This window comes from Dehalococcoidia bacterium (assembly GCA_040902535.1).
Classification (GTDB): domain Bacteria; phylum Chloroflexota; class Dehalococcoidia; order DSTF01; family JACRBR01; genus JBBDXD01.
The window spans coordinates 250,744-263,766 of record JBBDXD010000018.1; the positions used below are offsets into that span (position 1 = coordinate 250,744).

At 65.3% G+C, this 13,023-nt stretch carries 13 protein-coding genes; all 13 read right to left on the reverse strand.

Features of this window, described 5'->3' with window-relative positions; translation table 11 throughout:
- Positions 1 to 72: 72 nt before the first annotated feature.
- The 13 genes from WEB52_09390 to WEB52_09450 all read right to left on the reverse strand — a co-directional run bounded on the left by WEB52_09390 (position 73) and on the right by WEB52_09450 (position 12,997).
- Positions 73 to 840 (reverse strand): glycosyltransferase family 2 protein, encoded by a 768-nt coding sequence (locus tag WEB52_09390; protein ID MEX2226648.1) that lies wholly within the window; start codon positions 838 to 840, stop codon positions 73 to 75.
- Positions 837 to 1,541 carry a sugar phosphate nucleotidyltransferase gene (locus WEB52_09395; protein MEX2226649.1) on the reverse strand — a complete coding sequence of 235 codons (705 nt, stop codon included), beginning with the start codon at positions 1,539 to 1,541 and terminating at the stop codon, positions 837 to 839. The genes WEB52_09390 and WEB52_09395 overlap by 4 nt, the downstream gene beginning before the upstream one ends.
- The gene (locus WEB52_09400) at positions 1,538 to 2,530 is read right to left on the reverse strand and encodes an SDR family NAD(P)-dependent oxidoreductase (GenBank protein MEX2226650.1); all 993 of its coding nucleotides are present in this window, start codon (positions 2,528 to 2,530) and stop codon (positions 1,538 to 1,540) included. The genes WEB52_09395 and WEB52_09400 overlap by 4 nt, the downstream gene beginning before the upstream one ends.
- Positions 2,514 to 2,738, reverse strand: a complete 225-nt coding sequence (locus tag WEB52_09405) for a hypothetical protein (protein MEX2226651.1) — start codon at positions 2,736 to 2,738, stop codon at positions 2,514 to 2,516. The genes WEB52_09400 and WEB52_09405 overlap by 17 nt, the downstream gene beginning before the upstream one ends.
- Positions 2,735 to 4,126, reverse strand: a complete 1,392-nt coding sequence (locus WEB52_09410) for a glycosyltransferase family 39 protein (protein ID MEX2226652.1) — start codon at positions 4,124 to 4,126, stop codon at positions 2,735 to 2,737. Before WEB52_09410 ends, WEB52_09405 begins: the two co-directional genes overlap by 4 nt.
- Positions 4,126 to 5,484: a hypothetical protein gene (locus tag WEB52_09415; protein MEX2226653.1), complete on the reverse strand. Its 1,359-nt coding sequence runs from the start codon at positions 5,482 to 5,484 to the stop codon at positions 4,126 to 4,128. The genes WEB52_09410 and WEB52_09415 overlap by 1 nt, the downstream gene beginning before the upstream one ends.
- Entirely contained in the window at positions 5,481 to 6,791 is a 1,311-nt protein-coding gene (locus WEB52_09420; protein ID MEX2226654.1) for a glycosyltransferase family 39 protein, read from the reverse strand. Before WEB52_09420 ends, WEB52_09415 begins: the two co-directional genes overlap by 4 nt.
- Positions 6,792 to 6,814: 23 nt before the next feature.
- Positions 6,815 to 8,311, reverse strand: a complete 1,497-nt coding sequence (locus WEB52_09425; GenBank protein ID MEX2226655.1) for a hypothetical protein — start codon at positions 8,309 to 8,311, stop codon at positions 6,815 to 6,817.
- Between the two features lie 196 nt (positions 8,312 to 8,507).
- A complete protein-coding gene (locus WEB52_09430; protein ID MEX2226656.1) occupies positions 8,508 to 8,993 on the reverse strand; it encodes a flavin reductase family protein in 486 nt (161 codons plus the stop codon).
- Positions 8,994 to 9,123: 130 nt separating this feature from the next.
- Positions 9,124 to 10,341 (reverse strand): MFS transporter, encoded by a 1,218-nt coding sequence (locus WEB52_09435; GenBank protein MEX2226657.1) that lies wholly within the window; start codon positions 10,339 to 10,341, stop codon positions 9,124 to 9,126.
- A 9-nt stretch (positions 10,342 to 10,350) separates the two neighbouring features.
- Positions 10,351 to 10,998, reverse strand: coding sequence for a histidine phosphatase family protein (locus WEB52_09440; protein MEX2226658.1), 648 nt, complete (start codon positions 10,996 to 10,998; stop codon positions 10,351 to 10,353).
- On the reverse strand, positions 10,998 to 11,687 hold the full coding sequence (locus WEB52_09445) for a TIGR03936 family radical SAM-associated protein (GenBank protein ID MEX2226659.1): 690 nt from the start codon (positions 11,685 to 11,687) through the stop codon (positions 10,998 to 11,000). Before WEB52_09445 ends, WEB52_09440 begins: the two co-directional genes overlap by 1 nt.
- Positions 11,684 to 12,997, reverse strand: coding sequence for a hemolysin family protein (locus tag WEB52_09450; GenBank protein MEX2226660.1), 1,314 nt, complete (start codon positions 12,995 to 12,997; stop codon positions 11,684 to 11,686). The genes WEB52_09445 and WEB52_09450 overlap by 4 nt, the downstream gene beginning before the upstream one ends.
- Positions 12,998 to 13,023: the final 26 nt, after the last annotated feature.

A 13,023-nucleotide genomic window follows, 5' to 3' on the forward strand; every position in this document is an offset into this window, starting at 1 on the left:
CGACCCGAGCGGCATATGCCTCCGCATTCAAGCAGCGTCTCCTTGCAGTCTAGAAAGCGCGCTCGCGAGAAGTCAACGGTCGTCGTCGCGCTGCCGGCCGGATGCGGCGACGGCGCGTCGCGATGCGCGATCGAGCGTTGACGCCGGGCGCCGGCGCGAGAAGCGCACACGCACGATCGCACGCAGCACGCTCCAACCGACGGATGGACTGAGCTTTTTGCCTTCGTCGGCGCCGCGCGGTGCGTACGTGACGGGCACTTCGACGATCTGCTGTCCGTCGCGCAGCAGGCGGCAGGTGATCTCGGCGTCAAGATCGAAGCCGTTACAGCGAAGATCGAGCGACCGTGCGATGTCACCGCGCATGACCTTGTAGCACGTGAGGATGTCCGTCAGGCGCACGCCGTAAAGGATGTTCGTAGCCCACGTCAGCCCGAAGTTCCCTAGGTAGCCGACCAACGGCGTGCGGCCGCGCCCGCGCTGCTTGAAGCGCGAGCCGAACACGACGGCCGTGCGGCCGGCGACGATCGGCTCGAGAAGCGCCGGTATTTGCGACGGATCCAGCTCCAGGTCCGCGTCCTGCACCATGACGATGTCCCCGGTCGCCCGCTCGAAGCCGGTGCGCACCGCGCGGCCCTTGCCGCGCGCCCGCGCCTCCAGCACGAGCACCAGGTCCGGAGCTTCGCCGATCGCCAGCAGCGCTTCACGCGTGCCATCGGTCGACGCGCCATCGACGACGATCAGCTCTTTCGGCATCCCGCACTCGACGGCGCGCACGCGTTCGATGAGCTGGACGATTGTATCGCGCTCGTTGCGGACGGGGATGACGATCGAAAGCTTCACGCGCGGCGCTCCGCGAGCATGCGGCTCGCTTCATCGAGTTGTTCCATGCGCTGGATGGCGAGCCATTCGCCGTGGAAGGGCCACGCACCGACGCTCCGCCGCTCGGCGAGCAATGCGTTCACGAGGTCTGGCATATCGAAGTACTTCTCTTCCGGGATCAGCGACAACGCGGACGGCTGGATGGCGTACATGCCCGTACTCACGGTGTCGGTGACCGTCGGCTTCTCCATGATGCCGGTGACCTCGCCATCGGTCACCCGCAGCACACCGTATGGATGCTGCAATTCGAACTCGACCGTCGCGATGGTCATGTCGTGGCCGCCGCGCCGGTGCGCATCCATGAGCGCGTGCACATCGAGGTCGGTGAGGATGTCTCCGTTCATGACGTACAGCGGCTCATCGTCGGGGAGATCGCGCATGCCTCGCACGAGCGACAGCGCGCCGGCCGTGCCGAGCGGCTGCGTCTCGTGCACGTAGTCGATCTTGACGCCTAGCTGCGCGCCGTTACGGAAGTACGTCTCGATCAGCTCCGCCCGATACCCGACCGTGATGATGTATTCGTCAATGTCGAACGCCTTGAGGCGCTCGATGATCTCCTCGAGGATCGGCCGCTCGCCCACCGGCAACAGCGGCTTCGGGATCGTGTACGTGAGCGGGCGCAGCCGCACGCCCATGCCACCGGCGAGCAGCACCGCCCTCATACGGCGTACTCCTTCGGACGAAAGAGGTCGATGTGATCGCGCACCCAGTCCGTCGTGCGCCGCAGCCCCTCGTCGAGGGAGACTTCGGGGCGCCAGCCCGCCAGCCGCTGCGCCTTCGAGCTGTCGGAGAGCAGGCGCGAGACTTCGCTTTTCTTCGGCCGCATCCGCTGGTCGTCGCCTTCGACCGTCAGTTCCCTGCCGATAATCTCGCCGACCTTGCGCACGACGTCGCGAATGCTCACTTCGCTGCCGGAGCCGAGGTTCACGACCTCGCCGATCGCATCGCTCGCCGCACCGACGGCGACGAAGCCTGCCGCCGTGTCCTCGACGAACGTGAAGTCGCGCGTCGTCTCCAAGGTGCCAAGCTTGAGCCTGCCTTCGCCCAACGCCTGGCTGATGATCGTCGGGATGACGGCGCGCGCGGACTGCCGCGGACCGTAGGCATTGAACGGCCGCACGATGGCGATCGGCAGCCCGAACGAACGGTGAAAGCTCAGACCGAGCGCATCGGCGGCGATTTTCGTGGCAGAGTACGGTGATTGCGCCTGCAACGGGTGCTCTTCATCCATCGGCACGCGGACCGCCGAACCGTAGACTTCGCTTGTCGACGTGAGCACGATGCGTTCGAGCGATCCCAACTCCTTGGCCGCCACGAGCACGTTTGACGTGCCGTCGATGTTGGTGTCGATGACCTCCTGCGGGTGCTCGTACGAGTACGGAATGCCGATGAGCGCCGCGAGATGGAAGATTGCGTCGGCGCCGCGCACGATCTCGCGCACGGCGTCGAAGTCGCGGACGTCCCCGAGGGTCACCTGGACGTGATCGAGCGTAGACGGCGGCAGCAGGTCGAGACAGCCGCGCTGGCCACGGGAGGTATAACGGAGCATCGCACGGACGTTCGCGCCTTCAACGACGAGCCGCTCGACGAGATGGCTGCCGATGAAGCCGCCGGCACCGGTGACGACGACCGTCTTACCTTCGAATCGCACGCAGCCCCCTGCTCAACAGTCGCACCAGCAGCCCCGCAAGGGCGATCAGCGCAAGTATGACGCAAACCAGCGCCCACATGTACAGCGTGACGGCGATGGCGAAGCTGAATCCGACATCCGTCGTCAGCGCCACAGCCATTGCAACGACCGGCGTGCCGATGAGCAACCAGAGCGTCAACCGGAGCCAGTGCGCCTGCAGCGGGTTCATCCTTCGAGGCTGCCTGGGCGGCCCAGCTCTCCGAATCGCTCGCCCGTAGCCTCGCGCCACTGGTGGATGGTGAGCCGCGCGATCGCCGCCAGCCCGACCCCCGCAAAGACGCCAAGCGGGATGTACATGGCGTAGTGGTATCGCGGATCGCCGATGAACAGCACGCCGAACACGACGAGATAAAACGGGATGATTGAGAATACGAGCAGCCGCGAGAGATCGCGCCATCGCCACCATAACGGGATCGAGGCGAGCGTCAGCGCGATGAGCGAGTAGAACCAGAACGTCGAGAAGAAGATGAGCTTGTCGCGATTCTCCGGCGAGAACCACGGCTTATTGCTCTGCAGCCACGTGACGCCCGCCTCGTCGGTCTTCATCAGGTGATACATGCGCAGCCCGACGAGTTGCAGTTCGCGCAGCTTGTGGTCGAGCGCCCATTCGCGCGCGAGCCGCGAGCCTTCGCGGTTGCTCTTGATCTCCAACTCCTTCCGATCCGTGACGTCGCTGAACCTGCCTTCGAGGATGAATGAAGCCTCGAGGCTCGGCTGGCCGTCCGCGTCCGGATTGTGTCCCTGGTACATCGTGCGGCCGGCGCCCGTCGTCCCGACGAGGGGTTCTCCCATGCTGCGGGCATTACGCACGGTCCACGGCACGACGATGACGGCAGCGCCGAGCGCGAGCGCTGCCAGCGGCAGCACCGCATCGCGTCGGAGGTGCAGCAGCACGAACAGCGCCAGCACGGCGCCGAATGTCAGAAACTCGCCCCGCACGTAGCCGGTGAACGCGACGAGCGCGCCGAGCCCCGCCATGACGGCGAGATTCGGCTTTGCGCGGTCGAAGACGAAGTACACCGAGACGGCAAGCACGAGGGCGAGCAGGAACCCGAAATACGTCTCCGCCAAGAGCACAGCCGTGAAGAGCACGTGCGCCGGCATAAACGCGAGCGCCATGCCGGAGAACGCGGCCACGGTGGTATCGAAGAGCTTGCGCGCGATGAGAAAGACGAGCGCAGCGGTGAGCGCCCCCCACAGCACGTTCATCATGCGCGCCGCCGTGACGGAGTCATCGCTGACGATGTAGATCGCGGCGAGCGTGTACGGATAGGCCGGGGGCCAGAGCGCTGTCGCTGTCAGGTCGTTCTGATCGGGATAGAGACGGCGTCCTTCCGCATCGACCCAGACGGTCACGTCGGAGACGTAGCCATCGCCCGCGGCGATGTGCCGCGCGGCTGTGTCGTACCAGACGCTGTCGTCGAAACGTCCATCGCGCGGATCCGGTGTAACGGTGATCGCGACGAGCAACCGGACCGCGAGCGCGACGACGAACACGGCGAGCAGCCAGCGCGCATCAGGGGTGCCCAGCCACTCCCTGAGCCGCGCGAGCGTCATCACGTTGGCTCCCCGGGCACGAAGGCGCGGCGTCCATCCCACAGCATCAACAGTGTCGCAGCGGCGATGATGATCGCGAGCGGAATCGCCGGGAAGTGAAAACGCGGGTCGCCGAAGAAGGCAAGCGGGACGGCGATCACGTACAGCATCGCCAACAGCACGAACAGGCGCCGAATATCGCTCGAGAGTGCGAACGCCGCCGCACCGAGAAGGACGATGATGCCCGTCGCGTAGTAGATCGCGTTCGCGGCGAAGACGAGCATGCCCTTGCGCGGCTCCGGTATGAACGGATCGTGGCCGTAGGACTCCGCCGCCCAGATCCCGTCGTCGTCCTTGTAGAGCAGCCAGTACGCCTTGTTCGCGATCAACTCCGGCATGCGCAGCGGATGCTGAAGCACGTCCTGTACGGCGATCTTTGCGCCCTCGCGGTTGCGGTGCAGCTCCACCTCTTGCGGCGACATCCCTTCGACACCCTCAAAGCACTTGCCGGTGAGCGTAAACCGCCCATCCGCTCCGTTGTAGTTGCCGATGCACAGGTCGTCGCCGAGATTCGTCGAGGGACCGGTGAGTTGATCGAAGGCCAGCGTGTTGCGAATCGACCATGGCACGATGAGCACGGCAATGCCGGCGAACAGCACAGCGGTCTGCAGCAACGCGCGCTTCTTCGAATCGAGATAGAACAGCCAGATCGCGAGCAGCAGGAGTGGGAAGATCAGCGTGATGCCGCGCGTCATCGTCGCGGCGCTGAGTACGAGCCCGGCGGCGAAGAGCTGCGAATACGGCATTCCCGTGCGGGCCCAGGGTTTCCACAGCAATATGAGCAAAGCCGCCACGAACAGGTACGTGAATAAGGGCTCGGTGAGGATCGTGCCGGTGTAGTAGACCTGGCTCGGGAAGATCGCGTGAAGCGCTCCCGCGGCGAATGCCACCCGCCGATCGAACAGCCGCGCGGCGATCAGAAAGACGCCAACCGTCGTGAGCGCGCCGAACATCCCGTTCATCATCTTGATGCTGAAGATGCTGCGCTCCCAGCCGACGAACTCGCCGGCCTTCTTCAGGCCCGCGACGGTCGCCGGGAAGCCCACGGGGTAGTACGCGAACGGTTCGCCAGTCGGGCGGATGTAGCCGTCGCCGTCGGCCATCAGGTCCGACAGCAGGTTGTACATCACGGGATCGTTGAGGCCCTGCGGCGGCCGGTCGTTGTACGCGATCCAGGCCGCACGCGGCACGATCGCCATGGCGAAGACGACGATCGCGAGGACGATGTCGAGACGCAGACCCGCTAACCGTGCGCCGGCGTGGGTGGCGGGAATCGTCCGTGGCTCGACTCGCGCGGCCGCTGGGGCGTCCAGACTCACGCCGTAGCGTACCCCTTCTTGCGGAGGCCCGGCAGAGGCCGGCGGGCAGCTTCGACGACCACGAGGGTTCCGCGCGCCGCGAGGATCGCGACGACGAACACAATGGGATAGTGAAAGCGCGGGTCGCCGAAGAAGAGCAGATGCGTGGCCGACCAGGCGAGCACGAGCATCGGCAGCAGCACGAATGCATCCCGGAGCCGGCTCAAGCTTGCGAGGAATCCGACGCCCCCGAGGACCAGCGCCGTGAACCAGAACACGTTCGCCGTATCCCGCAGCCCGTTCTCCACCGCATCGGGACCGTAGTACCCGCGGTCGAATCCCGAGTTCCAATCGAGCGCCGTGGCGTCTGATGCGTAAAGCACGCGGAGCTTGATCGCCGCGAGACGCAGCTCATCCTTCGGGTGCGTGAACATGTACGCCAGGCCCTTCCGCAGTGCGATCCTGTCCGCTGCGACTTCGATCTCGGGTTGGCTGAGCCCCGCGCGGTCGGGCTGCGGCAAAGCACCGCCGGCGACGTACATGCCGCCACTCGCACCCTGGTGGTGACCGATCCAGACGTTTGGGCCCAGGTTGGTCGCGATGATCACGGGACTTCCGAGCTTCTGCTCATTCCGGATGACCCAGGGCGCAAGTACGACGCCGGCTGCAAACGCCGCCAGCATACCCCAGCCTATCGCCGCCTTCCACCGGTGGCTCGCAAGGCCGCACACGACGACGCCGATCGGGAGCAGCAGCAACGCTTGGCCGCGTGTGAGCGCCGCCAGCGCCACGACGGCGCCGAACCCGATGAGCACGGTGCGTCTCGCTGCTGGACCCTCCGTCGCGGACACGGACACGAGCAGCAACACCGCGAGCGAGAAGAGCAGCGTGAAGAGCGGTTCCGAGAGCGAGAGGGAGGTGTAGTAGATCTGCCCGGGCCAGACGGCAAGCGCGACAGCGGCAATGATCGCCGCCGGGCGGTCGAGGAGGCGCAGCGCGATCGCATACACCACGACGATGGTGCCGAGCGACAGCGCGATGTTGGCTGCGGCGGCCTGGTAGACGCCCTCGCCGAAGAGCACGAACACGCTGCCCAGGAAGACAGGGTAGCCGGGTGGCCACGCCGCCGTGGGCGTCCCCGTGTATGGATTCACGTATCCATCGCCGTTGGCGAAGTAGTGCGCGGCGACGCGATACCACGCGGTGTCGTCGAAGCGGCCTTCCAGCACCGGATCCGGATGGATCCAGATCACCCACGCAACGCGCAAGACGAGCGCGACGACGAGGATAGGCCCGATGGCCGCTCCGTGCATCCGGACGGCTGTCAAATCTCAACCCTGCAGTGTCAGTCCTACTGGGAGCTGACCGTTGCGGGGGACACGCGCCTGATGTGTCCGCCGTCATACTGGGCGAGAAGGATCTCGCCTTCGATGCTGTCTTCCAGTGTGGCGAGGTCACGCGATGGAATGGCGCGCACGACAACACCATCGCCGTACAACGCGTTGCCGACGGATGTCAGCCAGGTCGGCTGCCAGTACGGGTTCGTCCACAGACCTTCATCGTCGATGACGTAGATCGTGGAGCCGGCGGGGACGCTGGGATAGGCGCCCTTCAATTCCTGCGCGAGCAGCTCCCAGCGGTCTGTTTCCTTCAGGAAAGGCGACGTCTGGTGTACCGTCTGCCATGAGTACAGGCCGGCGACCGCGAAAAGCGCCGCCGCGGCAAGCAGGTGCGCTCCCGGCTTGTTCAGCCGCGCCAGGTGATGATGCACCCAACCCGCGGACAACGCGACGAGTATCCCGAAGAACGGTAGCGCCATGTACGTGTAACGCGTCGCCGTCCAGATCTTCCCCGGCGCATACGGCATGATCGCGATCACCATGCCGATCGCCGCTATGCGCGCGAGATGAGGGCCGCGTATGAAGAAGAAGATCGCGAAGCCAGCGACGATCGAGCCCCAGATCCACTCCATCGCGGACGGATCCAGCGGGATCGCGCCGACTGGGTACGCCATCCGCGACATGTACACCCACGTCTCGCGTGCGATGTGCCAACCGACACTGTAGAAGCCCGTATCGACGCCTTGCTTGCCGCTGCCCGCGAGCGCCGCGATGGTGATGCCGGCGGCGAGCGCGAATGGCGTCATCTTCACCACCGTCTCGAGCGCGTCGCGGTGCCGCATGTGCGCGTAGGCGACGTAGTACACCAGCAGCACGGCGCCGATGACGACGCCGCCCTCATTCGCAAGGAAGCCGGCGACGAAGAGCGCGAAGGACAGCCAGTACAGCGCCCGTCGCCGCTCGCCGCCATCGACGTAGCAGTGCATGGAGTAGAGGGACGAAATGAGGAGGAACTCGCTCAGTACGTGGGGGAACGCCGTTATGTACGTTACGGTGTGTACCGCCGAAGCGGACACGCCGAAAATCAGCGCCGCCGCCGAAGCCACAAATACCCGCTTCGAGATTGCGAGCACGAGCTGGTAGAGCACGACGATCGTCGCGACGTGCACGACGAGATTGACGATGCGCCACGCCATCGCATTGAACCCGAAGAGTTGGAATTCGGCGTAGTAGACGGCCATCGTAAGCGGTCGCCAGTTGGGCGTCAGGTCATCCAGCAGGACGACATCGCGCATGTACGCCGGAAACGCGCGGGTCTGGATGTCGCCGAGCACGAGGAAGTCGTCGCCAAAGAAGTAATAGGAGAGCGTGGAGATGTGGACCCCCACAGCGAGGGCGATGATGCCGAGCAGCGGCACATAGCGGCCGATCGCCCGCACGGCATCGCCCAGTGCGCGTCCGTCAGCACGTTCAAAGACGGAGCCATTGGTAGCGGCAACAAGTGCCATCTACGCGCGCTCCTGTAGGTTATTCATACGAAGATTCAACTTCGAGACACCCAGACGTTTTCGCGATCCTAACATCGGTCAAGTGAGGCGGCAATACATGGAGTTGCCGCCGAAGCTACGAAGATGTAAAGCCCGCCTTGAAAGAGGATCGGCGCGAATGTGCTTGTCGTACAGCCCATCGGTAGCTGAAGCCCGCTCAGGGGGCCAGCGTGCGGTAGCCGCCGCGGTAAAAGACCAGCGGCGCGCTCTCGCTCACCATGCCGGCCGCCACCACCTCGCCGATGAAAATCGAATGGTCGCCGCCCTCGAACAGCTGCGTCACCTGGCACTCCAGGTATGCCAGGCAGTCTTCGAGCACGGGCGCGCCGGACTCCCCGATCAAGAAGTGCTGGCCCCGCAGCGAGTTAATCTCGGGCTCGGCCCGAATGGCGAAGATGCGCGACACATCCTCCTGGTGCGCGGCGAGGATGTTCACCGCAAAGACGCCGCTCCGCTCGAGCACGCCGTGCGTGTGCGTGTTCTTCTCCACGCACACCAGGATCATCGTCGGGTCCAGCGAGAGCGACGCGACGGCGTTCGCGGTCATGCCCTGCATCTCTTCGCCGGCGGCGGTGGTGATCACAGTCACGCCCGTGGCGAAGTGGCCGATAATCGAGCGGAACTCCAGCGGATCGACAGACACGGCCCCTCCTGATGCTCGACGATCGATGACGGAACTTCGTTGCGGGCGTGCGAAGCTCGCCTGAGCGAAAGCATGGTTCGCCAATTCGAGGATCATAACATCGCGCCAACTTCTCCGGCAGAGCATTCAGTCAGACCCGTACGATGGAGATCACCTCTTCGTCCGGTTTGACGGCGCGGAATTGACGCAGCAACAGCAGGTCGTAGACCGACTTGAGCGTACCGGCGACGATCAGCGGCCATCCGAACGACGTCGCGCCAAGCATCGCTCCGGCGATCACGGGGCTGCCGGACGACGCGAGACTGCGCGACACGCCGGTGACGCTGGCGGCCGCCGCACGCTCGTCAGGGTCGACGACGGCCATCACATACGACTGGCGCGTCGGCACGTCCATCTGCGACAGGGATTGGCGCGCAAGCAGCATCACGACCGCAAGCCAGACGTTCGGCATGAGCGCGACCGCGATCAGGAGGATGTTCGAAGGCAGGTGCGTGAATACCATCGTGTTGATCAGCCCGAATCGCTCCGCGACGCGCGCGGCGACCAGGAAGGAGAACGCAGTGAAAATGCCGGCAACGAAGAAGATCACGCCCGTCTGCCCGATCGACAGTCCGTAACGCTCGAACAGCCACAGCGCGAGCATCGACTGCACGATGAATCCGCCGGCGAACGCATCGAGCGCGAAGAGCGCCGAGAGGCCGAAGACAATGTTGCGGGAACGGTGCAACGGCGCCCGCGGCTCGCCCGGCACCGTCTCGATCGACGGCGAGAGCGCCCGATAAGCGGCGAAGTTTACGAGCGCCAGCACGCCGTAGAAGACGAACATGCCGCGCATCGCGTCGGTGAGATCCCAGTCGAACACGCGTACGAGCAGCGATGGCAGGCCGGCGAACAGTGCGCCCGACGACGCCGCGAGCACCGCGAACAGGTTGTACCGCGCGAAGAGCGCCGTCCGCCGCTGTCGCTCGACTGTCTCCGGCAAGATCGCCTGCTCGATCGGCAGGAAGACGCTGACGTCGCTGAACGATGGGTTCAGCGTGCCGATCAACGCGATGAACAGGATCGGCACGAACGCGGTGGTCGAAGCGAACGCCAATCCCGTGCCCGCTGCCACGACGGACGCCATGAGCAGCAGTCGCCGCCGCCCGAAGCGGTCGGCGATCGCTCCCGCCACGATCGTCGCGGCGGCGGTGCCGAGCAGCGTCACCGTGGTGATGGCGCCGATGCGCACGCCCGAGAAGCCGAGGCGCGCCAAGTAGCTCGCTAGCAGCACGCTTACGAAGCCGTCGGAGAACGAGCGGACGGTGCGGGTGGCGAGGATCAGATAGGCATCGCGTGTGAGCTGCACGAGGGCAGTTTACGCGCGCGCCTCGCGATGAAGCAGGTCGCCGCCGACGCCGGCGGCCAGCAGGTGCGACTGGTCGTTGAGTTGGACGAGGGTGCAGCCGCGCTCGCCGACGTCGATGACGGTGCGAGCGGCGAGCGCCTGGCGGATGTGCCGAAAGTCGGCGATCGGCAGCGCGAGCGCGCGGCAAATCACCATCAGGATCACGAAGTTATGCGAGACGACGATGACCTCGCCTTCCGGGTGCTCGCCGTGCAAACGCTCGATGCTTGCCCAAGCGCGGTCCTGCACCTCCCGCAGCGTCTCACCTCCCGGCATGCGCGCATCGCCGCAATCGCGCGACATCCATTGCTGTAGGAAGTCCGCATGGCCCGCGCGCAACTCCGCGCTCGTGAGATGTTCCATCGCGCCGACATCCATCTCGATCAACCCGTCGTCGATGGCGATCGTGGCGCCGGTCGCGCGAGCGATGCTGCGCGCCGTATCGAGCGCGCGAGCGAGCGGACTGGAGACGATGGCATCGGGCGCGCGCAGGAAGGACGCGGCGAGCGAGCGTGCCTGCGCCCTCCCCCGCTCGTTGAGCGGCACATCGGCGCGTCCGAGCGTGAGCTGGCCACGATTGTGCTCGGTCTCGCCGTGGCGGATCAGGACCAGCCGCATCAGCCGGCGAACCTGCCGCGCTTGCGCCACGCATCGCGCGCCGCCGAGGCGCCGGCAAGCACGAGCTTTGTACGATGGATCCGGTGAGGCTGCGGCAGCCCGAGCGCGGCGGCGACCTGCTCGGGGCGGCCGGACCCCGTGTTGTCCGCGCGCAGAAGCATCCGAAGCCGAAGACCGCCGTCACCTGGCTCAACTGTTATGTCGTGTATCAGCGCCCGCAGGTCGTACGCTTTCGTCTCCTCATCACGCTTGTGCTCCCATGGAAACGTCTCTGCGGCCAGCAACTCCTCGACGGCGCGCGCCACCGCAGCATCCAGTGGCGCGTCGATGTCGACGTCGTACGCGGCGGCCCGCACCTCCGCCTGCAGGGACGGCAGCGTCAGACCAGCTTCCTCGACGCGCAGAATCTGTACGGCCACGGTCAGTTGCGGCGTCACCCGCTCGCTGAACGCTCGCGGCAGCATCACGGTCTCCAGAAAGACATCCATCAGTTCTGCATCGCTGGTGACGCCGACGGGCAGCGGCGCCGCCAGGGCGATCTGGGGGTGCGGCGAGAATCCCTCCGAATAGAAGACCGGGATCTCGGCGCGGCGCAACACCCGTTCCCAGAACCGCATGAGGTCCAGGTGCGTGATGTACTTCATCTCGTCGCCGCGCGTGAAGGTGACGCGCAAGCGCTGCGCCTTCATGCCGGCTCGGGTTGCTTCGTGATCACAACGGACTCGATCTTCACGCCCTTCACCTCCGAGACGGCGATACGGTAGCTGTTGTAGTGCACTGTCTCGCCCTCGCGCGGAATATGACCGAGCTGATCCAGCACGAACCCGGCGATCGTCTCATAGTCGCCTTCCGGAATCGCGAGGCCAAGCTCGTCGCGCAGGTCGAAGATGCTCATGCCGCCATCGACGCGCGTCGTGTTCTCGTCGATGGCGACGAACTCCGCGTCCTCCTGCCCCAGTTCGTCGACGACGCGCCCGACCATCTCTTCGAGCAGCAACTCCAGCGTCACAAGGCCGGCGACGCCGCCGTACTCGTCGACCACGATGGCCATCTGCTGGCGTTCGTTCTGCATCTCCCAGAACAGCGTGCTCACCAGTTTGGTCTCCGGAATGAAAAGCGCCTCGCGGATCAGTGATGCGATCGGCATCTCGTTTTGAATCTCACCACGCGCGATCGCGTTAAGGACATCCTTGATGCTCACGATACCGACGACGTTATCGACCGTCGCCTTGTATACCGGGAACCGCGAACGCGGCGATTTGGCGTAGGTATCGAGCAGGTCTTTCAGCGTCTCTTCTTCCTCGAGCCAGACGATCTCCGGGCGCGGCACCATGATCTCGTTGACGCGCCGGTCGTGGAAGTGAAACACGCGGTCCAGCAAGTCCGCCTCTTCCTCGCTCACGCTGCCTTCTTCCGCGCCGATGTCGATCAGCATTCGCAGTTCGGCTTCGGTGACGGTCTGCGAAATGGACTGACCGCGCACGAATATGTTTGGCACCACGGCGAGCGCCGCAATCAGCGGCTTCATCACGACGACCAGGAACTGGATCGGCAACGCGACGAGATAGGCGATGCGCTCCGCCGAACGTGACGCGATCACCTTTGGTGAGTACTCTCCGAACTCCGTCGAGATCAGCGGTACGGCGATCAGGCCGGCAAGGAAGCCCCAGCGGCTGCCGAAGATGTCCGCCGCGATGACGGCGCCGGTGGTCGAGATGAGGAAGACGAACACGTTCTGCATCACGACGACGACGCCGAAGAACGTGTCTTGCTGGTTCTTCAGCCGTTCCAGCGCGATGGCCCGGCGACTGCCCGCCTCGGCCGCCGCGCGCACGCGGATACGGTTCGAACCGACGACGGCGATCTCGATCGCGTTGACGACGGCATAGCCGAGCAGGCCGCCCGCGAATAACACGATGGCAATGGGAAGGGGAAAGCCGAGCGACGTGTCCGCAAGCAGCGGCAGCGTCGCGCCAGCATCAGGCAGGGGCTCTAGCATTCGATCGTCGCGGCCTCTCGCCGCCT

Coding starts and splice junctions, on each gene's coding strand:
- WEB52_09445 (MEX2226659.1), bottom strand. CDS start 11,687: ATGAAGGCGCAGCGCTTGCGCGTCACCTTCACGCGCGGCGACGAGATG.
- WEB52_09425 (MEX2226655.1), bottom strand. CDS start 8,311: ATGGCACTTGTTGCCGCTACCAATGGCTCCGTCTTTGAACGTGCTGAC.
- WEB52_09450 (MEX2226660.1), bottom strand. CDS start 12,997: ATGCTAGAGCCCCTGCCTGATGCTGGCGCGACGCTGCCGCTGCTTGCG.
- WEB52_09410 (MEX2226652.1), bottom strand. CDS start 4,126: ATGACGCTCGCGCGGCTCAGGGAGTGGCTGGGCACCCCTGATGCGCGC.
- WEB52_09395 (MEX2226649.1), bottom strand. CDS start 1,541: ATGAGGGCGGTGCTGCTCGCCGGTGGCATGGGCGTGCGGCTGCGCCCG.
- WEB52_09440 (MEX2226658.1), bottom strand. CDS start 10,998: ATGCGGCTGGTCCTGATCCGCCACGGCGAGACCGAGCACAATCGTGGC.
- WEB52_09405 (MEX2226651.1), bottom strand. CDS start 2,738: ATGAACCCGCTGCAGGCGCACTGGCTCCGGTTGACGCTCTGGTTGCTC.